At 61.8% G+C, this 23065-nt stretch carries 23 protein-coding genes; 13 read left to right on the forward strand and 10 right to left on the reverse strand.

Going from position 1 to position 23065, the window contains the following annotated elements; all coding sequences use genetic code 11:
- The first annotated feature begins 82 nt into the window (after positions 1–82).
- The 6 genes from RY831_RS10905 (at position 83) to RY831_RS10930 (ending at position 5416) form a co-directional block, all read left to right on the forward strand.
- Entirely contained in the window at positions 83–1072 is a 990-nt protein-coding gene (locus RY831_RS10905) for a threonine dehydratase (protein ID WP_326506361.1), read from the forward strand.
- A 10-nt stretch (positions 1073–1082) separates the two neighbouring features.
- A complete protein-coding gene (locus RY831_RS10910) occupies positions 1083–1673 on the forward strand; it encodes a LysE family translocator (protein ID WP_326506362.1) in 591 nt (196 codons plus the stop codon).
- A 25-nt stretch (positions 1674–1698) separates the two neighbouring features.
- Entirely contained in the window at positions 1699–2607 is a 909-nt protein-coding gene (locus tag RY831_RS10915; protein WP_326506363.1) for a DMT family transporter, read from the forward strand.
- 55 nt (positions 2608–2662) lie between these two features.
- Positions 2663–3121 carry a RidA family protein gene (locus RY831_RS10920; RefSeq protein ID WP_326506364.1) on the forward strand — a complete coding sequence of 153 codons (459 nt, stop codon included), beginning with the start codon at positions 2663–2665 and terminating at the stop codon, positions 3119–3121.
- 19 nt (positions 3122–3140) lie between these two features.
- Positions 3141–3974 carry a PhzF family phenazine biosynthesis protein gene (locus RY831_RS10925; protein ID WP_326506365.1) on the forward strand — a complete coding sequence of 278 codons (834 nt, stop codon included), beginning with the start codon at positions 3141–3143 and terminating at the stop codon, positions 3972–3974.
- A gap of 248 nt (positions 3975–4222) precedes the next feature.
- Positions 4223–5416 carry an aminotransferase-like domain-containing protein gene (locus tag RY831_RS10930; protein ID WP_326506366.1) on the forward strand — a complete coding sequence of 398 codons (1194 nt, stop codon included), beginning with the start codon at positions 4223–4225 and terminating at the stop codon, positions 5414–5416.
- 188 nt (positions 5417–5604) lie between these two features.
- On the opposite strand, the gene parC is transcribed toward RY831_RS10930, so the two are convergent.
- From parC to RY831_RS10945, 3 genes are read right to left on the reverse strand one after another with little or no spacing between them, the layout of a single operon-like run.
- On the reverse strand, positions 5605–7920 hold the full coding sequence (gene parC / locus RY831_RS10935; protein ID WP_326506367.1) for a DNA topoisomerase IV subunit A: 2316 nt from the start codon (positions 7918–7920) through the stop codon (positions 5605–5607).
- Positions 7921–7933: 13 nt separating this feature from the next.
- Complete coding sequence (locus RY831_RS10940; RefSeq protein ID WP_326506368.1) at positions 7934–8707, reverse strand: lytic transglycosylase domain-containing protein; 774 nt, start codon at positions 8705–8707, stop codon at positions 7934–7936.
- 10 nt (positions 8708–8717) lie between these two features.
- Positions 8718–10706, reverse strand: a complete 1989-nt coding sequence (locus RY831_RS10945; RefSeq protein WP_326506369.1) for a DNA topoisomerase IV subunit B — start codon at positions 10704–10706, stop codon at positions 8718–8720.
- Between the two features lie 327 nt (positions 10707–11033).
- On the opposite strand from RY831_RS10945, the gene RY831_RS10950 reads away from it, so the two are divergent.
- On the forward strand, positions 11034–11867 hold the full coding sequence (locus RY831_RS10950; RefSeq protein WP_326506370.1) for a response regulator: 834 nt from the start codon (positions 11034–11036) through the stop codon (positions 11865–11867).
- Positions 11868–11905: 38 nt separating this feature from the next.
- Here RY831_RS10950 and RY831_RS10955 read toward each other — a convergent pair whose 3' ends face one another.
- From RY831_RS10955 to RY831_RS10965, 3 genes are read right to left on the reverse strand one after another with little or no spacing between them, the layout of a single operon-like run.
- Complete coding sequence (locus RY831_RS10955) at positions 11906–13075, reverse strand: vWA domain-containing protein (RefSeq protein WP_326506371.1); 1170 nt, start codon at positions 13073–13075, stop codon at positions 11906–11908.
- Positions 13065–13688 (reverse strand): GNAT family N-acetyltransferase, encoded by a 624-nt coding sequence (locus RY831_RS10960; RefSeq protein WP_326506372.1) that lies wholly within the window; start codon positions 13686–13688, stop codon positions 13065–13067. The genes RY831_RS10955 and RY831_RS10960 overlap by 11 nt, the downstream gene beginning before the upstream one ends.
- A 41-nt stretch (positions 13689–13729) precedes the next feature.
- Positions 13730–14584, reverse strand: coding sequence for an AAA family ATPase (locus RY831_RS10965; RefSeq protein WP_326506373.1), 855 nt, complete (start codon positions 14582–14584; stop codon positions 13730–13732).
- 232 nt (positions 14585–14816) lie between these two features.
- Between RY831_RS10965 and RY831_RS10970 the strand changes: the two genes are divergently transcribed.
- The 6 genes from RY831_RS10970 (at position 14817) to RY831_RS10995 (ending at position 19560) form a co-directional block, all read left to right on the forward strand.
- On the forward strand, positions 14817–16865 hold the full coding sequence (locus RY831_RS10970; protein WP_326506374.1) for a transporter-like protein: 2049 nt from the start codon (positions 14817–14819) through the stop codon (positions 16863–16865).
- 271 nt (positions 16866–17136) lie between these two features.
- Entirely contained in the window at positions 17137–17457 is a 321-nt protein-coding gene (locus RY831_RS10975) for a c-type cytochrome (protein ID WP_326506375.1), read from the forward strand.
- A 12-nt stretch (positions 17458–17469) separates the two neighbouring features.
- Complete coding sequence (locus tag RY831_RS10980; RefSeq protein WP_326506376.1) at positions 17470–17811, forward strand: c-type cytochrome; 342 nt, start codon at positions 17470–17472, stop codon at positions 17809–17811.
- 259 nt (positions 17812–18070) lie between these two features.
- On the forward strand, positions 18071–18511 hold the full coding sequence (locus RY831_RS10985; RefSeq protein ID WP_326506377.1) for an Hsp20/alpha crystallin family protein: 441 nt from the start codon (positions 18071–18073) through the stop codon (positions 18509–18511).
- Positions 18512–18582: 71 nt separating this feature from the next.
- Positions 18583–18966 (forward strand): Hsp20/alpha crystallin family protein, encoded by a 384-nt coding sequence (locus RY831_RS10990; protein ID WP_326506378.1) that lies wholly within the window; start codon positions 18583–18585, stop codon positions 18964–18966.
- Positions 18967–19053: 87 nt separating this feature from the next.
- Positions 19054–19560: an Hsp20/alpha crystallin family protein gene (locus RY831_RS10995; protein ID WP_326506379.1), complete on the forward strand. Its 507-nt coding sequence runs from the start codon at positions 19054–19056 to the stop codon at positions 19558–19560.
- Positions 19561–19630: 70 nt separating this feature from the next.
- Here the strand turns inward: RY831_RS10995 and RY831_RS11000 are convergent, their stop codons facing one another.
- From RY831_RS11000 to RY831_RS11015, 4 genes are all read right to left on the reverse strand, one after another.
- Positions 19631–20053 (reverse strand): DUF1841 family protein, encoded by a 423-nt coding sequence (locus RY831_RS11000; protein WP_326506380.1) that lies wholly within the window; start codon positions 20051–20053, stop codon positions 19631–19633.
- Positions 20054–20191: 138 nt separating this feature from the next.
- Entirely contained in the window at positions 20192–20842 is a 651-nt protein-coding gene (gene nth, locus RY831_RS11005) for an endonuclease III (RefSeq protein WP_326506381.1), read from the reverse strand.
- Positions 20839–21642, reverse strand: a complete 804-nt coding sequence (gene rsxB, locus RY831_RS11010) for an electron transport complex subunit RsxB (RefSeq protein WP_437126254.1) — start codon at positions 21640–21642, stop codon at positions 20839–20841. Before rsxB ends, nth begins: the two co-directional genes overlap by 4 nt.
- A 163-nt stretch (positions 21643–21805) precedes the next feature.
- Positions 21806–23041 (reverse strand): polyhydroxyalkanoate depolymerase, encoded by a 1236-nt coding sequence (locus RY831_RS11015; RefSeq protein ID WP_326506382.1) that lies wholly within the window; start codon positions 23039–23041, stop codon positions 21806–21808.
- Between the last annotated feature and the right edge of the window lie 24 nt (positions 23042–23065).

Genomic DNA, 23065 nt, shown 5'->3' on the forward strand with positions numbered 1-23065 from the left:
TACTGGTACTGTATTGGTTTTGTCGATTAGCATAGTCCAACGCTCAAGCCGAAGCAACCCAATGCAACCAAGAAAGGCCATCATGACTCCATCCCTGCCCACCCGCGAGCAGCTCGAAGCCGCAGCGCAAATCGTCTACCGCACCATGCCGGCCACGCCGCAGTACAGCTGGCCGCTGCTGAACGAGGCGCTGGGAACCGAAGTCTGGGTCAAGCATGAAAACCACACGCCGACCGGTGCCTTCAAGGTACGCGGCGGCCTGGTTTACATGGAGGCGCTGGCACAGCGCGCACCGAACATCGGCGGCGTGATTTCGGCCACGCGCGGTAACCATGGGCAGTCGGTCGGGTTCGCGGCGCGCCGCCAGGGCTTGCAGGCCACCATCGTCGTCCCGCATGGCAACAGCCGGGAAAAGAATGCCGCCATGCGGGCCCTGGGCGTGAACCTGGTCGAGCATGGCAGCGAGTTCCAGGAGAGCCGCGAACATGCGATCCGGCTGGCGGAGGAACGCCGCCTGCACATGATTCCATCCTGCCATCCCGACCTGGTCAGCGGCGTGGCCAGCTACTGGATGGAATTGTTCAACGCGCAACCCGGGCTCGACACCGTGTTCGTGCCGATCGGGCAGGGCTCCGGCATCTGCGGTGCGATCGCGGCGCGGCGCGCGCTGGGGCTGTCGACGCGCATCATCGGCGTGGTATCCGCCCATGCGCTCGCCTACAAGCTGTCGTTCGAACAGAAGCGCAAAATCGAGTCGCCGGTCGGTACCGTGACCGCCGACGGCATGGCTTGCCGCGTGCCCGACGACTGGTCGCTCGAAGTCATCATGAAATATGCGGACGATGTCGTTGCTGTGAGCGACGAGGAAGTCGAAGCGGCGATGCGGCTGTATTACATCGCCACGCACAATGTCGCCGAAGGCGCCGGCGCCGCCGCGCTTGCCGCGGCGATGCAGCAGAAGGACAGACTGGCCGGCCGCAAAATAGGCGTGCCGCTGTGTGGCGGCAATGTCGACCATGACCAGTTCGCCCGCATCCTCACGGCCAACGCCGGACAATCACCGCTTTGTTGAGGAGAACACCATGGAATCGCTATTGCCGCTGGCCTTGTTCGCCTTCGTGTCCTCGATCACTCCCGGCCCCAACAACATCATGCTGACCTCGTCGGGCATCCTGTTCGGTTTCCAGCGCTCGATCCCGCACATGCTCGGCATTACCTTCGGCTTCGGCGTGCTGCTGGCGCTGTGCGCGGCCGGCATCGGAAGTTTAATTCTTGCCGTGCCCGAGATCCACCTGGTGCTGAAGGCAATGGGCTCGGCTTACCTGGTCTATCTTGCGTGGCAGCTGCGCAGCATGGCGTTCCGCCAGGACGAGCAGTCCAGCGCGAAACCGATGTCGTTTCTCGGCGCGGCGCTGTTCCAGTTCGCCAACCCCAAGGCGTGGGTCATGGCGGTGACCGGCGCCTCCGCCTTCCTGCCGCTGGTGCAGCCGGTCTGGCTCGCCATCACCCTGTTCTGCATTGTCTTCTGCGCGATCAACCTGCCTTGCGTGAGCCTCTGGGCCGGCACCGGCGCCGTGCTGCGGCGCTACCTGTCGGACCCGCGCTGGCAGCGCCTGTTCTGCGTGGTGATGGTCTTGCTGACGCTGTATTCCGCCGCCGCCATCTGGCTGTAAGACCCTCACATTCAAGGAAGTCGACATGGGCGCAAGCACAACACAGGCAACGCAGGCAACGCAGGCAATGCAGGAAAGCCGGGGCATGTGGCTGGGGCTGGTGGGCGTTGGCATCTTCAGCCTGACCCTGCCGTTCACCCGCATGGCGGTGGCCGAGCTAAACCCGGTGCTGGTGGCGCTGGGCCGGGCGGTAGTCGCCGCCATCGGCTCCGCCGTACTGCTTTGGTGGATCGGCGCGCCTCGCCCGACGCCGAGGCAGTGGCGGGCGCTTGCCGTGACCGCGCTAGGCGTGGTGATCGGTTTCCCGGTCTTCAGTTCTATCGCCATGCGCTACGTTCCGGCATCGCACGGCGCGGTGGTGGTCGGCATCCTGCCGCTGGCGACTGCGCTGTTCGGAGCGCTGCGCTTCGGCGAGCGGCCGTCGACCGGCTTCTGGATTGCCGCTGTCGCCGGCAGCGCGCTGGTGGTCGGATTTGCGCTGTGGCAAGGTGGCGGAGAGTTCCACCTGGCCGACCTTGCCTTGTTTGCCGCCGTCGTGGCTGCGGCCATGGGCTATGCCGAGGGCGGGCGCCTGTCGCAGGAGATGGGCGGGCAGCAGGTGATCTGCTGGGCGCTGCTGCTGTCCATGCCGATTTTGCTGCCCGTCACGTTGTGGCTGTGCTGGAACTATGGCGTGCAGGCATCACCCCGGGCCTGGATAGGATTCGGCTATGTGTCCTTATTTTCGATGTTTATTGGGTTCTTCTTTTGGTATAAAGGTCTCGCACTCGGCGGTATCGCGCGCGTCGGGCAGGTGCAGCTGCTGCAGCCCTTCATGACGCTCATCGGCGCCGCGCTGATTCTTGGCGAGTCGCTGGATGCGCGCAATATCCTGTTCGCGCTGGCGGTCGTCGCGGTGGTCGCCGTCGGCAGGCGCATGGGCATCCGGCGCTGAACGCCGGGCACCATTAGAATGCGCTTCTCACCTCACACCTATTCTGGAGTCCATCGTGTCCTTTTACGACAAACTGAAAGCCCTCAATATTGAACTGCCCGCAGTCGCCGCACCCGCCGCCGCCTACGTGATGTTTGCGCAGACCGGCAATACCGTCTACCTGTCCGGCCATATCGCCAAGAAGGACGGCAAGCCCTGGGTTGGCCAGCTGGGCAAGACCATGACGACGGACGAAGGCAAGCTGGCCGCGCGCGCCATCGCGATCGACCTCATGGCCACGTTGCAGGCCGCCTGCGGCGGCGACCTCAACCGCGTCAAGCGCATCGTAAAGCTGATGAGCCTGGTGAACTCGACACCGGAGTACACAGAGCAGCACCTCGTCACCAACGGTGCCTCCGAACTGCTCGGCGAGGTCTTCGGCGAACAGGGCAAGCATGCCCGCTCCGCGTTCGGCGTCGCGCAGATCCCGCTGGGTGCCTGCGTCGAGATCGAGCTGATCGCAGAACTCGCTTGATTTTCATTCAGGCATCGCCATGATCCAGCGCCGCTTCAAGCAGGTCGACGTCTTCACCGCCATTCCTTATCAAGGCAACCCGGTTGCCGTGGTGCTGGATGGCGACGGCCTGACGACTGAACAGATGCAGGCCATCGCGCGCTGGACCAACCTGTCGGAAACCACCTTCGTCTGCGAGCCGACGACGCCGGAAGCCGATTATCGGCTGCGAATCTTCTGTCCCGGAAGCGAGTTGCCGTTTGCGGGACATCCGACCATCGGCACTGCGCACGCCTTGCTGGCGTCCGGCTATGTGCCCAGGCAGCCCGGCGTGCTGGTGCAGGAATGCGGCGTAGGACTTGTGCGCATGCGAACAGGCGGAGATGACATCTCAATCGCCTTGCCCCGGGCGCACATGCGTTCGGTGGATGCAAGCGCACGCTCCATGGTTGAACAGGCAATTGGCGCACCTTTGCTGGAAACGCCGGTCGCGGTTGACCTCGGCATCGTCTGGCTGACGGGGCAAGTGGCCAGCGGTGAACTTCTCCGATCGCTGAAACCTTCGATGGAAGGCATTGCGGCAGCGGCGCTGCAGGTCGGCACCAACGGCATCACTCTGTTCGGACTGGATGGCGATACCCCGGAAGTGCGTTCCTTCGCGCCGCATGAAGGCACGCCTGAAGATCCGGTGTGCGGCAGCGGCAACGGGGCGGTCGCGTTCTACCTGCGCGAGCGGCGCGGTCCGCGCGATTACCGCGCCCGCCAGGGCCGCTGCATCGGGCGGGACGGACATATCCGCATCACGCATGCGGACGACACCATCTGGCTCGGCGGGCAGGCGGTCAGTTGCATTGAAGGCAGCATCATTGCGTGAATCCAGCTCGAAAGGCGGCCCGGCCAATATCGATCGGACAACTCCAATCGATGCAGCGGGCAGGGAAGTCCCGCAGTTGAAATGAAGACCGCCCATTCCGGGCCGCATGCACTACAATTCTCAATTCCGGCCGGCGTCTACCCGATGCCGGTTCGACAGAAGTCCGCCACAAGCGGGTCTTAATAAAGGCGAATGCGTGTACGGTAAATGCGAGTTGCGCCATTTGCCATCAACCAAGTGAGACAAGTATGAAAATGGAAAATCCGACCCCGATCCAATGGCAATTCTCCGAGCGCGCTGAACAGCTGCAGAGCTCGGCCATCCGAGAAATCCTGAAGGTGACCGCGCGTCCCGAGGTGATCTCATTCGCGGGCGGCTTGCCATCGCCTGAAACCTTCCCTGTCGAGCACATGCGTGCGGTCTTCGACAGCGTTCTGTCGAAGCAGGGCAAGGTCGCATTGCAATACGGTCCCACCGACGGCTATCTGCCGCTGCGCCAGTGGATCGCCGATTCCTTGTCCACCGACGGCGCCAAGATCATTCCCGAGCAGGTCCTGATGGTATCCGGTTCCCAGCAGGGCCTGGACCTGCTGGCCAAGGTACTGGTCGATGAAGGCAGCCGCGTGCTGGTCGAGACGCCGAGCTACCTGGGCGCACTGCAGGCCTTTTCCGTCTACCGTCCCGAATTCGTTTCCGTGCCGACCGATGAAAACGGCCTGCTGCCGCAGCACATCGACGGCCTGGCGCAGGGAGCGCGCCTGCTGTATGCATTGCCGAATTTCCAGAATCCCACCGGCCGCACCATGCCGGCCGAGCGCCGCATCGCGCTGGTCGAAGCCTGCGCGCGCCTCGGCCTGCCGCTGATCGAAGACGATCCGTACGGCGCCCTCAGCTATCGCGGCGAGCCGCTGCAGAAGCTGCTGACCATGAATCCGAACGGCGTGATCTACATGGGCTCCTTCTCCAAGGTGCTGACGCCGGGCATCCGCCTCGGCTACGTGGTCGCGCCGGTGCCGCTGATCCGCAAGCTGGAACAGGCCAAGCAGGCCGCCGACCTGCATACCGCGACGCTGACGCAGATGGTGGTGTATGAAGCGATCAAGGACGGCTTCCTCACCCAGCATATCCCAACCATCCGCAAGCTGTATGCCGACCAGTGCCAGTCGATGCTGGACGCGCTGACCGAGTTCTTCCCGTCGTCGGTGACGTGGACGAAGCCGGAAGGCGGCATGTTCATCTGGGTGACCCTGCCCAAGCATATCGACAGCAGCAAGCTGCTCGACGAATCGATCGAACAGCTGGTGGCCTTCGTGCCCGGCGCGCCGTTCTATGCGAACACGCCGGAGCAGAACACGCTGCGCCTCTCCTTCGTCACCGTTCCGCCGGCGAAAATCCGCGAAGGCGTGGAGCGCCTTGGCAAGCTGATCGCTGCGAAGCTTTGAATTGACTTGATTGACTTGGCGGGCTGTGCAGGCACGGAGACCTGCACTACTTCCAGATCGATGTGATGCAGACATGAAAACGCCCCGTGAGCCGGGGCGTTTTGCTTTTTGATCCTCAGGTTTCGATATGAAAAACGGGCATCTTCCCGCAAGAAAAGATGCCCGTCGTCGTGCGAGGATTTATACGATTACTGATTCGCCATCAGCGCGGCCGGCTTGATCTTGGTCGCTTCCAGGTTCTTGCCCTTGCGCGCGCGCTTGCCGATATGCGGGGCCAGCACCGACGCCGACAGGCTGAGTTCCTGGGCCTTGCCGCCGCGGCCCATGCCCACCACGGTCACGCCTTTCTGGCTGATCGGCTGGACCGCCAGCAGTTTCTCGCTGGGCTCCAGTTCCATCAGGATGACGCCGCGCCCGCCGCCAGGCTGATACTTCACTTCATCCAGGCCGAACACCAGCAGGCGTCCTTTTTCCGACAGACAGGCAATCGCGCTGGCGTTCTTGTCCACCACCCGCGGCGCGACCGGTTCGTCGCCATCATCCAGCGTGAGGAAGGACTTGCCCGCCTTGATGCGGCTGACCATGTCGCCGGCCTTGGCGGTGAAGCCGTAACCGGCGGTCGATGCCAGCAGCAGCCCGGTATCGGCGGGACCGACGAAGTAGTGCAGCAGGCGCGAGCCGCTGGCCAATTCGACCAGCGTGGTCACCGGCACGCCATCGCCCCGCGCGCCCGGTAGCGAGGTAACCGGCACCGAATAGATGCGGCCGTTGGAGCCGAAGGCGAGCAGGGTATCGACGGTGCGGCATTCGAAGGTGCCGTACAGGCTGTCGCCAGCCTTGAAGGCGAACTGAGCCGGATCGTGGCCATGGCCGCCGCGCGCCCGTACCCAGCCTTTCTGCGAAATCACCACCGTCACCGGCTCGTCGATCACCTTCTGCTCGACGCTGGCGCGCTCGGCTTCCTTGATCAGCGTGCGGCGCGCATCGCCGAACTGCTTGGCATCGGTTTCGATTTCCTTGATCACCAGCCGCTTCATCGAGGCCGGGTTGTCGAGCAGGTCGTGCAGCGTTGTCTTTTCCTTGCGCAGCTCGTCCAGTTCCTGCTGGATCTTGATCGCTTCCAGTCGCGCCAATTGGCGCAGGCGGATCTCAAGGATGTCTTCGGCCTGGCGGTCGGACAGCTTGAATGCCTGCATCAGCGCCGGCTTCGGTTCGTCCGCTTCGCGGATGATCCTGATCACCTTGTCGATGTTGAGCAGAACCGCCTCGCGGCCCTCCAGGATATGGATGCGGTCGTCGACCTTGCGCAGGCGGAACTGGGTGCGGCGGGTGATGGTCGCGAAGCGGAAGTCGATCCATTCGCGCAGGATGTGGCCAAGGCCTTTCTGGCGCGGACGGCCATCACCGCCGATCATCACCAGGTTGATCGAGCTGCCGCTTTCCAGCGAGGTGTTGGCCAGCAGGATGTTCATGAACTCCGTCTGGTCCTGGTTCTTCGATTTCGGCTCGAACACCAGGCGCACCGGCGCATCCTTGCCGGATTCATCGCGCACCGTGTCCAGCACGCCGAGCACCATCTGCTTCATCGCCAGCTGCTCGGGCAGCAGCGACTTCTTGCCGGTCTTGACCTTGGGATTGGTCAGTTCCTCGATTTCCTCTAGCACCTTCTGCGACGAAGTACCCGGCGGCAGTTCATTGACCACCGCCTGCCACTGGCCGCGCGCCAGGTCCTCGATCTTCCAGCGGGCGCGCACCTTGAGGGTGCCGCGGCCGTTCTCATACATTTCCGATATCGCCGAGGTCGGGGTGATGATCTGGCCGCCGCCAGGGAAATCCGGGCCGGGCACCAGCTCCATCAGTTCCGCATGGGTGATCTTGGGGTTGCGGATCATTGCCACCGCGGCCCTTGCCACCTCGGTCAGGTTGTGGGAGGGGATTTCCGTGGCCAGCCCGACCGCGATGCCGGAGGCGCCGTTGAGCAGCACGAAAGGCAGGCGCGCCGGCAGCAGCTTCGGCTCTTCCGATGTGCCGTCATAGTTGGGTGCGAAATCGACTGTGCCCATGTCGATCTCATCCAGCAGCAGGCGCGAGATCGGCGTCAGGCGGGCTTCGGTATAGCGCATCGCCGCCGCGCCGTCGCCGTCGCGCGAGCCGAAGTTGCCCTGGCCGTCGATCAGCGGATAGCGCAGCGAGAACGATTGCGCCATGCGCACCAGCGCGTCGTACACCGACTGGTCGCCGTGCGGGTGCAGCTTACCGAGCACGTCGCCCACCACGGCCGCCGACTTGCGCGGCTTGGCGGCGGCGTTCAGTCCGAGTTCATGCATCGCATACAGGATGCGGCGCTGCACCGGTTTCTGGCCATCGCTGACGTCGGGCAGGGCGCGTCCCTTGACCACCGAGATCGCGTAATCGAGATAGGCGCGTTCGGCGAAGGTCGCCAGTGTCAGCGCTTCGCCGTCGCCCGAAGGCATGTTTTCAAACAGGTTCGCTTGTTCTGTCATCGTGGTTGTTGAGTCACTCTAGTACGGAGGCCGGCATGTTGCGGCGCCCGGGAATCGTCATGTGAATGCGTTTTGCGCTGCTGATGTCATTGCTGAGCGCTGCCACCGTCAGCGACTGCGCCGCCGGCTTGTAGATCTGATAGAACTGCTTGACGATCTGCACGTAGTTGCGGGTTTCCGGATAGGGGGGGATGCTGTTCCTGTATTTCTGCACCGCGCCTTCGCCGGCGTTGTAAGAGGCGATCACCAGTTCCGGCCGCGACGGAAAGAGCTTGTGCAGATCGCGCAGGTAGCGCGCCGCCAGCCGGATATTGGTTTTCGGATCGGCCAGCTTCTGTTCCAGCGTGCGCTTGCGGTCGCCCTGCAAGCCGTAGCGCTCGGCGGTGGCGGGCATGATCTGCATCAGGCCGATCGCGCCCTTGGGCGATACCGCATTCGGATTGAAGGCCGACTCGGCGGCCATCACCGCCTTCAACAGCGCCGGATCGATGCCGAACTCTTCGGCCGCGTCCTTCAGCAGCGGCTCCACTCGCGCCATGCCCGGATGGCGGGACAGGTAGCGCGCCAGAGGGGTATCGGCGGCTTCCGCTGCCGTTGCTTGCTGGGTAAGCCGCGCCGAATCGAAAGAGGCGGTTCCGCGCTGGAACAGCTGGTAGCGTTCGTCGAGCTTTTCCGTGGAAAAGTGCGCGATGCCCTCCGCATCGACGTAGCCGTAGATGTCGGCCCTGGCCGACGACGCGGCAAGGGCGATGCACAGGGTGGCAATGACGGCGGCCAGTCTCTTCATGCGTCTCCGCTCAGATATCGGCTTCCGCCTCGTTGCCGTGCTCTTCCAGCCAGGCGCGCCGCGCCGCGGCCTCGCCCTTGCCCATCAGCATGTTGAAGCGCAGCTCGGAAGCGGCGAGGTCGAAGTCGCCAAGCGACACCGGCAGCAGGCGGCGGGTGTCCGGGTTCATCGTGGTTTCCCACAGCTGCTCGGCATTCATTTCGCCCAGGCCCTTGAAGCGGGAAATGCTCCACGCGCCGTCCTTCAGTCCATCCTTGCGCAGCTTGTCCTCGATCGCTTCGAGTTCGCCGTCGTCCAGCGCGTACAGCTTCTGCGCCTGCTTCTTGCCGCGCGCCGGCGCATCGACCCGGTACAGCGGCGGACGCGCGACGCAGATGTGGCCGCGCGCCATGAGTTGCGGGAAATGCTTGAAGAACAGCGTCAGCAGCAGGACCTGGATGTGCGAGCCGTCGACGTCCGCATCGGACAGGATGCAGATCTTGCCGTAGCGCAGGCCGGACAGGTCCGGCGTATCGTTTGGCCCGTGCGGGTCGACCCCGATCGCCACCGCGATGTCATGGATCTCGTTGTTGGCGAACAGGCGGTCGCGCTCGGTTTCCCAGGAATTGAGCACCTTGCCGCGCAGGGGCAGGATGGCCTGGAATTCCTTGTCGCGGCCCATCTTGGCCGAGCCGCCGGCGGAATCGCCCTCGACCAGGAACAGTTCGTTGCGGGTAATGTCGTCTGATTCGCAGTCGGTGAGCTTGCCGGGCAGCACCGCCACGCCGGACGATTTCTTCTTCTCGACCTTCTGCGCCGAACGCAGGCGTGACTGCGCCTGCTTGATTACCAGTTCGGCCAGCTTCTTGCCGTAGTCGACATGCTGGTGCAGCCACAATTCCAGCGCCGGCTTGGTGTAGGTGGCGACCAGGCGCACCGCGTCGCGCGAGTTCAGGCGTTCCTTGATCTGGCCCTGGAACTGCGGATCGAGCACCTTGGCCGACAGCACGAAGGAAACGCGGGCGAACACGTCTTCCGGCAGCAGCTTGACGCCCTTGGGCAGCAGCGCATGCATCTCGACGAAGCTCTTGACGGCGTTGAACAAGCCTTCGCGCAGGCCGGCTTCATGCGTGCCGCCCGCCGGAGTCGGAATCAGGTTGACGTAGGATTCCCGCACCACGTTGCCATCCTCGGTCCATGCCACGACCCATGCCGCGCCTTCGCCCTCGGCAAAGCCTTCGGTGTCCGCGCCCGCATATTGCTGGCCTTCGAACAGGGGAATCAGCGGGTCGGCGTGCGAAGCCTGGGCCAGCGATTCCAGCAGATAACCGCGCAGGCCCTGGTCGTATTGCCAGGTCTGCGTATCACCGTTCTTCTCGTTGATGAGCGTGACTTTCACGCCCGGCAGCAGCACCGCCTTGGAACGCAGCAGGCGCTGCAATTCGCCCATGGGAATGGCGGGAGAGTCGAAATACTTGCCGTTCGGCCAGACGGTGACCCGGGTGCCGGACTTCTTTTCATCCCTGGCGAGCGGGCGCGACTTCAGCTTTTGCACGACATCGCCATCGGCAAACACGAGCTGGTGGAAACCGCCTTCGCGCCATACGGATATTTCAAGGCGGGTGGAGAGGGCATTGGTTACCGACACGCCCACGCCATGCAGGCCGCCGGAGAAGGAATAGGCGCCGCCGGAGCCCTTGTCGAACTTGCCGCCCGCATGCAGGCGGGTAAAGACGATTTCCACCGTCGGCACTTTCTCTTCGGGGTGCAGGCCGACCGGGATGCCGCGGCCATCGTCCTCGACGCTGACGCTGCCGTCGGCATTGAGCGTGACGATGATGTTCTTGCCGTAGCCGCCGAGCGCTTCGTCGGAAGCATTGTCAATGACTTCCTGGATGATGTGCAGCGGATTCTCGGTGCGGGTGTACATGCCCGGCCGCTGCTTTACCGGCTCCAGGCCTTTCAAGACCCGGATCGACGATTCGCTGTAATCGGAGGCGGAGGATTTTTTAGTGGCCATGCAATGAAGACATCAAAAATGGGGATTGCCGAAGGGAAGGTATTTAAACATAAGTCCCACAGCATTCTAATGAAAATTGAGGGCCGGCGAGGACTTGATGCCGGCGGATTTGGCGAACCCGCTTACGGTATATGGGGATAGCCGGCTCTTATGCAACCTTGCTGAGCCATTGAGATTCGACCCTGCCGGCATCGAAGCTTCGGGCGGAATTGCGAAAGATGCAATGCCAGACGTCGTTTTTCCACGCCGTCTTCGTATCCGACCGTGCCCGCCTGACGTAATTCCGGTTATCTATTGCAATTGGAAAAAATATTTATAGAATGCAACATGATGCCCGCCCAAAGTTTCCCATTCACCGTACGCTTGCTGGGATTCGGTCTCCAGGAAGCCGTCGCCTTCGATACTGCATTTGCCGCCAGGCAGGGCAGGGGGTGCGGTTACGTCCGGCTGGAAGACGATAACCTGCAGGACCCGGATCTGCATATTGCCGCCGCCTCGAACCTCGGCGCGCTGGCCGCGCTGGCCCACTGGCGTCCGTCCGAGCTGCGGCCGGCGCTGCTGGTGGGACAGCCGGCGGTGCAGCTCGACTATCCCCGCATCGAGGCGCCGTTCAGCTGGGATGCCCTGTTCGAACTCCTGGACCGGCTGATCGAACGGCGCGCCGATGCCTTGTCGCGACTGGAAGCAGCGGATGTCGTCACCGTGGCGGAGCGCCGGCGCCGCCCGAGGCCGGACATCGACCTTACCGATCCGGCCGAATACGAACGCCTGCGCAGCGCAATTCCGACCAATGGCGCCGTCCTGGTCATCGACAGGAACAGCGCTTCGCGCGATTACCTGTCGGAACTCCTGGCACGACAGCGTACCCCTGTCTTGTGGGCCGGCGATGAAGTCACTGCTGTCGAGCTGTGCAGGTCGATTCCGATGGCGGTGGTCCTGATCAACACGTCGACACCGGGCATCGACCCGTATCGCCTGTGCTGGGGCATCAAGGAAAAGGATTCGCCGGTCAGGACGACGGTCATTCTCCTGCTCGGCAAGCCGGAAGAATACGACAGGCAGCAGGCGCGCTATGTCGGCGTCGAAGGTTTTCTCAACAAGCCGATCGCAAACCATCATCTCGTTGCGGTGCTGAAGAAGTACCTGCCCGACACGCGCTGACCGTCTGCGGCGCCGGGGAGCGGCGGGCACGAAGGCCGTTATTTGCTCAGCATGCGCATGCCGCGCTCCAGGCCTTCTATCGTCACCGGGAACATGCGGTTGTTCATCAGCTGCCGTATCACCGAAATCGATTGCCGATACTGCCACAGGCCTTCCGGTTCCGGATTGAGCCAGATGAATTTCGGGAAGGTGCTGGTGAAGCGCTGCAGCCATTCCGCGCCGGCTTCCTCGTTGTTGTACTCGACCGAGCCTCCGGGCTGCAGGATCTCGTAGGGACTCATGGTGGCATCGCCGACGAAAATCAGCTTGGTGTCAGGCGGATACTTGCGCAGGATGTCCCAGGTCGGAAACCGTTCCGCGTGGCGGCGGCGGTTGTTCTTCCACAGGTATTCGTAGACGCAGTTGTGGAAGTAGAAGAACTCCATGTTCTTGAACTCGGTCTTCGCCGCGGAAAACAATTCCTCGGTGCGTGCGATGTGGTCGTCCATGGTGCCGCCGACGTCGAGCAGCATCAGCACCTTGATATTGTTCTTGCGCTCCGGCTGCATCTTGATGTCGAGATAGCCGGCATTGTTGGCCGTGGCGCGGATGGTGTCGTCGAGCGCGAGTTCCTCTTCCGCCCCTTCCCGCGCGAACTTGCGCAGGCGGCGCAGCGCGACCTTGATATTGCGTGTGCCGAGTTCGCGCTCGTCGTCGTAGTCGCGGTAGGAGCGTGCTTCCCAGACCTTGACTGCGGAGCGGTTGCCGCCTTCGCCGCCGATGCGGATGCCTTCCGGATTCTGGCCGCCGTTGCCGAAGGGCGAGGTGCCGCCGGTGCCTATCCACTTGCTGCCGCCTTCGTGGCGCTCCTTCTGTTCCTTGAGCAGTTCCTTCAGCCGGTCCATCAGCTTGTCGTAGCCGAACTTCTCGATGGCGGCCTTCTGTTCCGGCGTGAGTTCGCGTTCCATGCGCTTCTGCAGCCACTCCAGCGGAATCTCCGGATGCTTCTCGAAGATGGCGTCGATGCCGCGGAAGTACAGGCCGAAGGCCTTGTCGAACTTGTCATAATGCGCCTCGTCCTTGACCAGCGTGGTGCGCGACAGGAAATAGAATTCGTCGAGCGAAGGATTGATGACATCCTTCTGCATCGCTTCCAGCAGGATCAGGAATTCCTTGATCGATACCGGAATCTTCGCGTCCTTGAGCGTGAAGAAGAAATCAATCAGCATGGCTGCCTCCCGCTTCCGATCCTGATCCGGATTCAAGCTTGAACTGCAGGTTGGTCTTCACGCCCGGCCATTCGCTACGGATGATGCTGTACACCACCGTGTCGCGCACGCGGCCGTCCGCCATGATCATGTGGTTGCGCAGCACGCCGTCGCGCTTGGCGCCGAGGCGTTCGATGGCGGCCTGCGAGCGCTTGTTGAACCAGTCGGTGCGGAACTCGACGGCGATGCAGTCGAGCTGTTCGAAGGCATGGCCGAGCAGCAGCAACTTGCATTCAGTGTTCACGGCGGTGCGCTGCATACGCTTCGCATACCAGGTGCCGCCGACCTCGACGCGGCGGTTGGCCGCATCGATATTCAGATAACGCGTTCCGCCGATGACTTTGCCGCTCGCGGTGTCGCGCACCGCGAACGGGAAGGCCAGTCCGCGCTCGCGCAATGCCAGCAGCTGCGAGATATAGCCGGTCACGCCTTCCGGAGCCGGGACCGTGGTGAAGAACAGCTTCCACAGCTCGCCGTCGCGAACGGCGGACCGAATCTCTTCCTCGTGCTGAGGCCCCAGCGGTTCCAGCGTGGCATGCCTGCCTTGCAGCGTGACTTGTTCAACGAAACTCATGGGCGGAGCTCTATGCTTTCAAAGATCGGCTGATCGTGAAATCAGCGGTTGGTGCGCGACATAAACACCAGGCGCTCGAACAGGTGCACATCCTGTTCGTTCTTGAGCAGCGCGCCGTGCAGCGGCGGCACGATATTCTTCGCATCCTTGCTGCGCAGCGCTTCGGGAGGAATGTCTTCGGCCAGCAGCAGCTTGAGCCAGTCCAGCAGCTCCGATGTCGACGGTTTCTTCTTCAAGCCCGCCACCTCGCGCACTTCATAGAAGGTCTGCAGCGCCTGCGCCAGCAATTCCTTCTTCAGCTGGGGGAAGTGCACATCGACGATCTGTTGCATCGTGTCCCGGTCCGGGAATTTGATGTAGTGGAAGAAGCAGCGGCGCAGGAAAGCGTCCGGCAATTCCTTCTCATTGTTGGAAGTGATGATGACCAGGGGACGGTTCTTGGCTTTGACCATCTCGCGCGTTTCATACACATAGAATTCCATGCGGTCGAGTTCGCGCAGCAGGTCATTGGGGAATTCGATGTCGGCCTTGTCGATCTCGTCGATCAGCAGCACGACCTGCTGGTCCGAAGTGAAGGCTTGCCACAGCACGCCCTTGACGATGTAGTTGTGAATGTCCTTGACCCGCTCGTCGCCCAGCTGCGAATCACGCAGGCGCGACACCGCGTCGTATTCATACAGGCCCTGCTGCGCCTTGGTGGTGGACTTGATGTGCCACTGCAGCAGCGGCATGCCGAGCGCCGCTGCCACTTCCTCCGCCAGCATGGTCTTGCCGGTGCCCGGCTCGCCCTTGATCAGCAGCGGCCGCTGCAGCGTAAGAGCGGCATTGACCGCCAGTTTCAGATCCTGCGTGGCAACGTAATTCTGGGAACCTTCGAAGCGCGTTTCTTGTCGCATGGCATGTCATCTTCAGGAAGAAAATACAAACAAGTATAAGCGAGAAACCGCAGCCCGGCAGAAAGCTGGCGTAGTGGAGCATAGGCCGCCGTTATGGCCTTTTCCTTTCAAATAGCCACGAACAATGAAAATATCCCTGATGAAGCTAAGGGTGATGTGGCGTCGTTTTCGGCGCACGTCACCGCAACACAACGAACATCAACTTCGCTACATTCCGCAAATCGAGGCCCTCATGCGCCGGGCCAGTCCTTTCGCTTCCTGGAGCGAGCGCGCCAACTGGATGATCGACATCGGCATCTGGCTGCGCCGTCCGCCGACGCATATCCGTCCGGGCAGGGATGTGGCCGACGTGGAGCGCCGGGCCAAGCAGCAGCGCACCCATTTCCTGCTCGACTGGCTAGACGGCAATCGCGACGTCAAGAGGATAGTGCAAGCGACCCTGCAGAAAACCCTGCGCGAGGCAATCGGCCCCGACTTGTTCTGCGCCACCGGCCTGCCGCGCGAACCCGCCTTCTTCAGCGAATTGGGCGAACGACTCTCGCGCCTGGCGCTGCCGAACACCGCTGCGAAACAGGATATGTCGACCCTGTTCGCGGCGATGTTTAAGGACGCATCCGATGCCGAATGGCTCCTAGGCCTCGACCAGGCAACGCTTCGCCGCATCTGGAAATTGTGCGCCGATGACGGCATTTCACATGGCGTGCAGCAGCAGGTCGACGAAGCGCTGGTCTATCTCGTGACCATGATCATTTCGACCGGCATCAGCGCGGAGTTCCGGCAGCGCCTGGAGCCGCACATCCCGCTGCAGGCCACGCCCTTCATGGCGCTGCGGCGCGAACTGGAAAAATACCTGGCGGCGAGTCCGCGCGATGCGGGCGCATTGCGCAGCGTGCGCATGCTGATCGCGGTCTGCCAGGCGCAGACCGACCGCATTTACGCACATCTCGACGAGCATGGCGTCTCGGTCGGACTGGTGTACAAGGTGGAGCGCATGCGCGCCCAGCTGGTACGCATGACACTACTCATCGATCTGCGCTCGGCCCTTGCGGCCGAGCAGTCCTCGGACCAGATCCATGCCTTGCTGGTCGACCTGATCGAAGCGCATCATCGGCGTTCATCCGTGCACGGCCTTTTCAGGCGCAGCTTTTCGCTGCTGGCAAGGAAAATGGTGGAGCGCAACGCCGACCGCGGCGAGAGGTATGTCGCACGCGATGATGTCGCATACCGTTCCATCTTCAAGTCGGCCTGGCGGGGCGGGGCGGCGGCGTCGGTCACCGTAATGGTCAAGGGACTGCTTCCGGCGGGTGGAGCGGCGCGCTTTTTCGAAGGTGCATTCGCATCCATGAATTATGCCGCCAGCTTCCTTGCCATCTCCGCGGTCGGCGGAACGCTGGCGGCGACGCAGCCCGCCGTGACCGGCTCCGCGCTGGCGGCGAAGATGCACGCGCTGGACTCGGTCGAGGATCTGCGCCGGCTGCTGGATGAAATTGCCTCCGTGCTGCGGTCGCAGGCGGCAGCCGTATTCGGCAACCTGAGCGCCGTCATTCCCGTGATGCTGGTCATTGCGCTGGGTTGGATGCTGATCGCCGGTGCGCCAAGCATGCAGGCGAACAAGGCGGCATCCGCCATCGAGTCGCTTTCCCTGATCGGGCCAACTCCGCTCTATGCCGCATTCACCGGCATTCTGCTGTGGCTTTCCAGCCTGGCGGCGGGCTTCGCCGACAACTGGTTCGCGCTGCGCAAGCTGCGCGACGTTCTTGCGCATCACCGCCGCCTGGTCCATGTGCTGGGGGCGATGCGTTCGGAAAGGTTCGCGCGCTGGCTGGAGGCCCGTTTTGCGCATATCGCCGGCCTGCTGACGCTGGCCCTGCTGCTGGGCATGTCTCCGGTGCTGCTGCAGTTCTTCGGCATGCCGCTCGAGGTGCGACATGTCACCCTGGCTGCCGGCACGCTGACCGCCGCCGCGGCCAGCCTCGGCTGGGAAGCCCTCGCCACACCCGCCTTCTGGCTTGCGGCCGGCGGCGTCCTGGTAACCGGTTTGCTCAACGTCGGCGTCGGTTTTGCATGCGCGCTGGGTCTCGCGCTGCGCGCACGCGATATTCCGTTGCGCAAGCGGCGCATCGTCGTCTGGGCGGTGCTGCGCCGTCTGGCTGCGGCCCCCTGGAAATTCCTCCTTCCGGAGCGCCATCCCCGTGTCGCACCCATCCAGGCGCAGCCGAGGTTGCAGGAACACGACACTGGCGCCGAAGAAAGCGAAAGAAGGACGGGTTCGGACCGTTGATGGCCGCGCGGAGCAGTTCATTTCGCATGGCTGAACGTACGACATGGACTGCTCCAAAGTCTTAATGTAGAATTAAGCGGTTTTGGTGCGTGAAAGCAACACCCGGCGGAGACGGCGGTGTCGCATGCAAAATCTATCCGTAAGCGATCAGGTTTGACCGGTCCGGCGTGTTTCCGCTGTGGTTCTCCCCCTCGGTCTTCAGCAGAGCTGGCAAGGCAAGCCATCCCTTGCGGATAAGTTTTGAATATTCATATTAATAACCCCAGCTATCATGAAAAAAATCTTTGCGCTTCTCGCGCTCGCGGGTATTGCCAATCTCGCTGCTGCAGCCGACGTGGTGGGCAACCCCAAGGCGGCGGAAAACAAGGTGGCGATGTGCATCGGTTGCCATGGCATTCCTGGCTATAAAGCGACATTCCCCGAGGTCTATCAGGTGCCGATGATCGGCGGCCAGTCGGCCAAATATATCGAGAGCGCCTTGAATGCGTACAAGAAAGGCGAGCGCAAGCATCCCAGCATGCGTGGTATTGCGGCGGGCCTGACCGACCAGGACATCGCCGATGTCGCGGCTTACTACGCTCAGCAGAAATAAGGGAGACGGACAATGAAACGGATTTTTGCAGTCGCTGCCTTGCTGGCATCTTGCAATGCGATCGCCGGCGGCAATGTCGAAGCAGGCAAGGCCGCAGCGGAAAAATACAACTGCGCATCCTGCCACGGCAAGGATTACAACACGCCTATCGATCCCAGCTATCCAAAGCTGGCCGGTCAGCATCAGGATTACCTCGAAATGTCGCTGATCGCCTACAAGCGGGGCGGCGACGGCGCCAACGGCCGAGGCAACGCGATCATGGGCGCACAGGCCAAGCCGCTGTCACGCCAGGATATCCAGAATATCGCGGCTTACCTGCACAGCCTGCCGGGTACGCTGGTCCTGCGCAAGTAAGCAGCATGTTTCATCCGGCTGGCATCATTGCCGGATAACTGCTTGTAAAGCCCCTCAAAAAGCCACGGTACCGTGGCTTTTTTGTTTGCCGCAAGCTTTCTGCCGGCTTGTTCCGCCTCTGCTCTCTCCTTTCCCCGTTCCGCGTACGAGCCCCGAACGCCTGCCTGTTGAAATCCTTGTCTTCCGTCCGCATATCAATTCTGCGAGTGGGCCCGCGCGGCCCGAGTGAATATCTTCACCATTCACGGAGGACACAATCATGTATAGCTCCATGTTTCCTCGCGATATCTTTGCCGAGTTCGACCGGTTGCAACGCGAGATACAGCAGGCATTCGACAATGTGCCGAACATACGCGGCACCGGCGCGGGAAGTTTCCCGGCTCTCAATGTCGGGCGAACTCCGCAGTCGCTTGAATTCTATGCCTTCGTTCCGGGGCTCGACCCGAAATCCATCGACGTCAGCCTGGAGCGCAGCGTCCTGACCATTGCCGGTGAGCGGCAATCCGATCTGCCGCCGCGCGAGGAGCGCACATCCGTGCATCTCAAGGAACGCTTCGCAGGACGCTTCCGCCGCGTCATCAGCCTGCCCGACGATGATGTGAATCCGGATGGCGTCACCGCCCAATACCGCGACGGCGTGCTTCAGATCAGCATCAAGCGGCGGGAATCTTCAGAAGCGCGCCGCATCGCCGTGCAGTAGCAGAAATACCGGCAATATCAGCAATATCAGCAATATCAGCAATATCAGCAATATCAGCAGGAGGATTCATCATGAATGCAAACAACAGCATGGCCAATCGTTCCCAGGAAAACACTTCCGCCGAAGCGGCACTCCTGCCGCCTGTGGATGTCTTCGAAGACGCATCGGGCATCACGTTGCTCGCCGACCTGCCAGGCGTTCCCAAGGAAAACCTGACTCTGCAGCTGGAATCCGACAGCCTGACCATTGAAGGCGAAGTGCGTCTCGCCACGCCGGAAGGCATGGAGTCCAGCCACGCGGAAGTACGAGTGCCGCGCTATCGGCGGGTTTTTTCGCTGTCCCGTGAACTGGATGGCGAGAAATCGGTGGCGGAATTCAGACATGGCGTCCTGAAGCTGCGCATACCCAAGGCGGAGCATGCGCAACCGCGCAAGATCGAAATTTCCGTTGCCTAACAACGGATGCCGGCATGCGGCAGCCGGATCATGCCGCATCACTTCAGCAATCAATCAACTAGCGAATCAGCGAGAAAGGACGTCCAAATGAAACTGGATGAAATCAAGCAAGGCATTTCCGGGTTTTGGGACTCGGTTGCGGAAGGCTGGCAACATATGAGGCAATCGGCTTCAACCGCCTTGACCGGCTTCCGGCCGGGCAGCAATACGAACATGCCGTTGAGGACGCAGGTCGACGATGCGTTCTTCATCCCGTCCGGCACCTGGTCGATGCTGGGTGCCGATCTGTTCGAAGACGAGGGCAAGGTGGTCGTCAGGCTGGAAGTGCCCGGCATGGACAAGAACGACCTCGATATCGAAATGCAGGACGGCGCACTGATCGTCCATGGCGAAAAGCGCTTCGAGCAGGAGAATACCGACGGCAGATATCGCGTCCTGCAATGTGCGTACGGCAGCTTCCGGCGCGTGGTGCCTTTGCCTGTCGCGGTGATTGCAGACAAGGCGCAGGCAAGCTACCGCAATGGCGTATTGCGGATCGAACTGCCCAAGGCGGAACTCGAAAAACCGCGCAAGACCACGATCCGGGTCGATTGAACGGCGGCTCGCGCTACCATGGATTCAGCACTGCTGATGAACTGAGCTGCCGGATTGAAAAACCGGCGGCTCAGCGCCGCTTCACGCACTCGATATACGCCGCTCCATCCGGCGGCAATCCGCTGCGCTGCGAATTCCAGATCATTTCGCCAAGGCACTCCATCATCTGGTGATGGGCGTCGTGCTCGGATCCGAGCCGCTGCGCCAAGCCCAAAAAGGCAGCGCGGATGCCCGGCGGCTGGTCGATCGAAATCTGTTCTGCGATAGACAGGTGCATCGACAGGTGCAAGAAAGGATTGCTCTGTCCGCGTTCCACCGAATAGTCTGCGGCCAGCGCATCTTCCACTTTGGCCAGCGCATCCGCATACTCGTCGTGCTGAATGATCCAGTCGCGGGCTATCGCCTCCAGCGGCGTGAGAATTTCATTGGCGCGGACCTTGCGGTAGGTTTCGCAAAAAAAGCGCCGTACATCATGCTGGGAGGGGGTAAACATGGAGATCCAATTCGGGCTTTAAGGTGTGGACCGGAGATGGGTGCTGAAAACGTTTATGCAAGGGGCGGGCGGCGCGTTAATGCGGTAGGCAGTTTCTTGTCTCGCCCTTGCTGCGTGGATCGAGTCCCGGCCGCCTGATCAGACGCCTTTTTCCGGCAGCGGCGTCTTGTCCTTGTATTCACACAGGTCGGCAATGATGCAGTTCCAGCACTGCGGCTTGCGTGCAATGCAGGTATAGCGGCCGTGCAGGATGAGCCAGTGATGGGCATCATGCCGGAAGTCCGGGGGCACGAATTTCAGCAGCTTCCGCTCGACCTCGTCGACATCCTTGCCCGGCGCGATATTGGTCCGGTTGGAAACGCGGAAGATGTGCGTGTCGACCGCGATCGTTGCCTCGCCGAACGCGGTGTTCAGCACAACGTTGGCAGTCTTCCGGCCCACGCCGGGAAGGGCCTGCAAGGCTTCCCGCGAGCGAGGGACTTCGCCGCCGTGCTGCTCGACGAGGATGCGGCATGTTTCGATCACGTTCTTCGCCTTGGTGCGGTACAAGCCTATCGTGCGAATATAATTTTCGAGGTTTTCCACGCCAAGCGCATGGATGGCGGCCGGCGTATTGGCGACTGGATATAGCCGCCGCGTGGCCTTGTTCACCGAGACATCGGTAGCCTGCGCCGACAGAATGACCGCGATCAGCAGCTCGAAGGGCGTCGTGTACTCCAGTTCCGTCGTCGGATGCGGGTTCGCTTCATGAAAGCGTCTGAAGATCTCCAGGCGTTTTTCTGCATTCATTGCTTGTCTTTGGCTCGGGCTTGGGTTTCCATCTTGTGATTGACGTCGGCGATCTGCTTGCGCACTCCCGCGGAAACATCGTCCAGTCCGGTAGGGCGGGATGCCGCACCCGTCGCAGTCGCCATAGCCGCCATTTTTTCCTTCTGCAGTCGGGCTCGCTCCATCGCGGCCTGGATGATTGCCTTCTTGCGGTCCTGCGCCGCCCTTTCTTCGGGCGACAGTGCCGGTTCGCTTTCAACGGCTTTCAGTTTTGCCGCCGCCTTTGCGGCGAGACGGGCGTCATTTTCTTCCTTTTCCCGCCGCAGACGCGACGTGCGGAACTCATGGCGCGCTCTCGCCGCATCGGCTTGCTCCCGGGACCATGCTGCCCAGCCGGTACGTCCGGAAGTGACATCGACCATGGCGATGCAATCGACAGGGCAGGGTGCAACGCAAAGGTCGCAGCCGGTGCACAAGGCGGGCACGACGGTATGCATCTGCTTGGCCGCGCCGACGATGGCATCCACCGGGCAAGCCTGGATGCACAGGGTACAGCCGATGCAAAGCGTTTCGTCGATCACGGCCACCGGCCTTGGGCGTTCAATGCCATTGGCGGGATTGAGTGGAATGATCGGCTTGCCCAGCAGGGACGCCAGGCGCGCGACGCCGTCCATGCCGCCGGGCGGACATTGGTTATGGGCGGCATCACCTGTTGCCATCGCTTCGGCATACGGCCTGCATGCCGGATAGCCGCATTTCGTGCACTGTGTCTGCGGCAACAGATCTTCGAGCTGATCGGCAAGGGAAGGTGGAAAGGACACGACGGACAACGGGGGTATGCAATGAAAAACAGGATTATCCGGGGAAACCGGCCACGCCACAAATAAAAAAGCCGTCCACCATGGTGGACGGCCTTGTTGAAGCCGAAAAGCGATGGATGCGGAAGGCGGCTAAGAGACCAAGGAACCAGGGCCGCCGGAGCCGTCAGGCATGCGACCTGATGAACTCGCCGATCTTCGGGCAAATCATTTCACGCCAGCGCCGGCCGGAAAAGATGCCGTAGTGCCCGCACTTGGGTGCGGTAAAGTGCTGCTTCTTTGCTTTCGGGATACTCGAGCACAGATCGTGCGCCGCCTGCGTCTGCCCGGTGCCGGAAATGTCGTCGAGTTCGCCTTCGATGGTGAACAGCGCCACCGACTTGATATCCTGGGGGCGCACGAGCTTGCCTTCGACTTCCCAAGTGCCTTTCGGCAGGCTGAACTCCTGGAATACGGTCTTGATCGTTTCCAGGTAATACTCGGCCGGCATGTCGAGCACCGCATTGTATTCATCGTAGAACTTGCGATGCTCTTCAGCCGACTCGTTGTCGCCTTCACGCAGGTGCATGTAGAAGTCCCAGTGGCTCTGCGCATGGCGGCCGGGGTTCATGGCGACGAAGCCTGCATGCTGAAGGAAACCCGGGTAGACCTTGCGCCCGAAGCCGGGATAGTTCGCCGGCACGCTGTAGATCACCTTTGTCTCGAACCAGGAGAAGGGCTTCTCGGTTGCCAGGTCGTTGACTGCCGTCGGCGACTTGCGCGGATCGATCGGGCCACCCATCATGGTCATGGTCTTGGGCAGCTTCGGATCGTTGGCGCTGGCCATCAGCGAGATGGCGGCCAGCACCGGGACGGTCGGCTGGCAGACGGAGATGACATGCACGTCGGGACCGAGGCGCCGGATGAAATCCTGCACGTAGTAGATGTAGTCATGCAAATGGAAGGCGCCTTCGGAAAGCGGCACCATGCGCGCATCGGTCCAGTCGGTGATGTATACGTCATGCTCGGATAGCAGCGCACGCACCGTATCACGCAGCAGGGTGGAGTGATGTCCCGAAAGCGGCGCGACCAGCAGCACGGTAGGCTGCTTCAGATCGGCGAACTGCTTGTCGCTCAGGTCTTTCTTGAAATGAATAAGGCGGCAGAACGGTTTCTGCTCCGCAATTTCTTCGTATACGCCGACGGATTTCCCGGCAACAGGAACCGTCCTGATCCCGAACTCCGGCTTCTCGTAATCCTTGCCAAGCCGGTACAGCAATTCGTAGCCGGCTGCGATGCGCTGCGCGTACGGCGTATGAGCAAGAGGCGAAACCGGGTTGGTGAACAGTTTGGCAGACGCTTCCGCCCATTGGATGAGCGGGTTCAGGAAGGTCCGGTTTAATTCATGAAATTGATAAAGCATATTGGCCTCTTCGAGGTGTGACCG

The sequence above is a fragment of the Noviherbaspirillum album genome, from assembly GCF_035916955.1.
GTDB lineage: Bacteria > Pseudomonadota > Gammaproteobacteria > Burkholderiales > Burkholderiaceae_D > Noviherbaspirillum > Noviherbaspirillum album.

What these genes read in the sequence shown, in the direction of transcription:
- RY831_RS10905 (WP_326506361.1), top strand. Translation starts at nt 83, where the DNA reads ATGACTCCATCCCTGCCCACCCGCGAGCAGCTCGAAGCCGCAGCGCAA.
- RY831_RS10910 (WP_326506362.1), top strand. Translation starts at nt 1,083, where the DNA reads ATGGAATCGCTATTGCCGCTGGCCTTGTTCGCCTTCGTGTCCTCGATC.
- RY831_RS10915 (WP_326506363.1), top strand. Translation starts at nt 1,699, where the DNA reads ATGGGCGCAAGCACAACACAGGCAACGCAGGCAACGCAGGCAATGCAG.
- RY831_RS10925 (WP_326506365.1), top strand. Translation starts at nt 3,141, where the DNA reads ATGATCCAGCGCCGCTTCAAGCAGGTCGACGTCTTCACCGCCATTCCT.
- RY831_RS10930 (WP_326506366.1), top strand. Translation starts at nt 4,223, where the DNA reads ATGAAAATGGAAAATCCGACCCCGATCCAATGGCAATTCTCCGAGCGC.
- parC (WP_326506367.1), bottom strand. Translation starts at nt 7,920, where the DNA reads ATGACAGAACAAGCGAACCTGTTTGAAAACATGCCTTCGGGCGACGGC.
- RY831_RS10940 (WP_326506368.1), bottom strand. Translation starts at nt 8,707, where the DNA reads ATGAAGAGACTGGCCGCCGTCATTGCCACCCTGTGCATCGCCCTTGCC.
- RY831_RS10945 (WP_326506369.1), bottom strand. Translation starts at nt 10,706, where the DNA reads ATGGCCACTAAAAAATCCTCCGCCTCCGATTACAGCGAATCGTCGATC.
- RY831_RS10950 (WP_326506370.1), top strand. Translation starts at nt 11,034, where the DNA reads ATGATGCCCGCCCAAAGTTTCCCATTCACCGTACGCTTGCTGGGATTC.
- RY831_RS10955 (WP_326506371.1), bottom strand. Translation starts at nt 13,075, where the DNA reads ATGCTGATTGATTTCTTCTTCACGCTCAAGGACGCGAAGATTCCGGTA.
- RY831_RS10960 (WP_326506372.1), bottom strand. Translation starts at nt 13,688, where the DNA reads ATGAGTTTCGTTGAACAAGTCACGCTGCAAGGCAGGCATGCCACGCTG.
- RY831_RS10965 (WP_326506373.1), bottom strand. Translation starts at nt 14,584, where the DNA reads ATGCGACAAGAAACGCGCTTCGAAGGTTCCCAGAATTACGTTGCCACG.
- RY831_RS10970 (WP_326506374.1), top strand. Translation starts at nt 14,817, where the DNA reads ATGCGCCGGGCCAGTCCTTTCGCTTCCTGGAGCGAGCGCGCCAACTGG.
- RY831_RS10975 (WP_326506375.1), top strand. Translation starts at nt 17,137, where the DNA reads ATGAAAAAAATCTTTGCGCTTCTCGCGCTCGCGGGTATTGCCAATCTC.
- RY831_RS10980 (WP_326506376.1), top strand. Translation starts at nt 17,470, where the DNA reads ATGAAACGGATTTTTGCAGTCGCTGCCTTGCTGGCATCTTGCAATGCG.
- RY831_RS10985 (WP_326506377.1), top strand. Translation starts at nt 18,071, where the DNA reads ATGTATAGCTCCATGTTTCCTCGCGATATCTTTGCCGAGTTCGACCGG.
- RY831_RS10990 (WP_326506378.1), top strand. Translation starts at nt 18,583, where the DNA reads ATGAATGCAAACAACAGCATGGCCAATCGTTCCCAGGAAAACACTTCC.
- RY831_RS10995 (WP_326506379.1), top strand. Translation starts at nt 19,054, where the DNA reads ATGAAACTGGATGAAATCAAGCAAGGCATTTCCGGGTTTTGGGACTCG.
- RY831_RS11000 (WP_326506380.1), bottom strand. Translation starts at nt 20,053, where the DNA reads ATGTTTACCCCCTCCCAGCATGATGTACGGCGCTTTTTTTGCGAAACC.
- nth (WP_326506381.1), bottom strand. Translation starts at nt 20,842, where the DNA reads ATGAATGCAGAAAAACGCCTGGAGATCTTCAGACGCTTTCATGAAGCG.
- RY831_RS11015 (WP_326506382.1), bottom strand. Translation starts at nt 23,041, where the DNA reads ATGCTTTATCAATTTCATGAATTAAACCGGACCTTCCTGAACCCGCTC.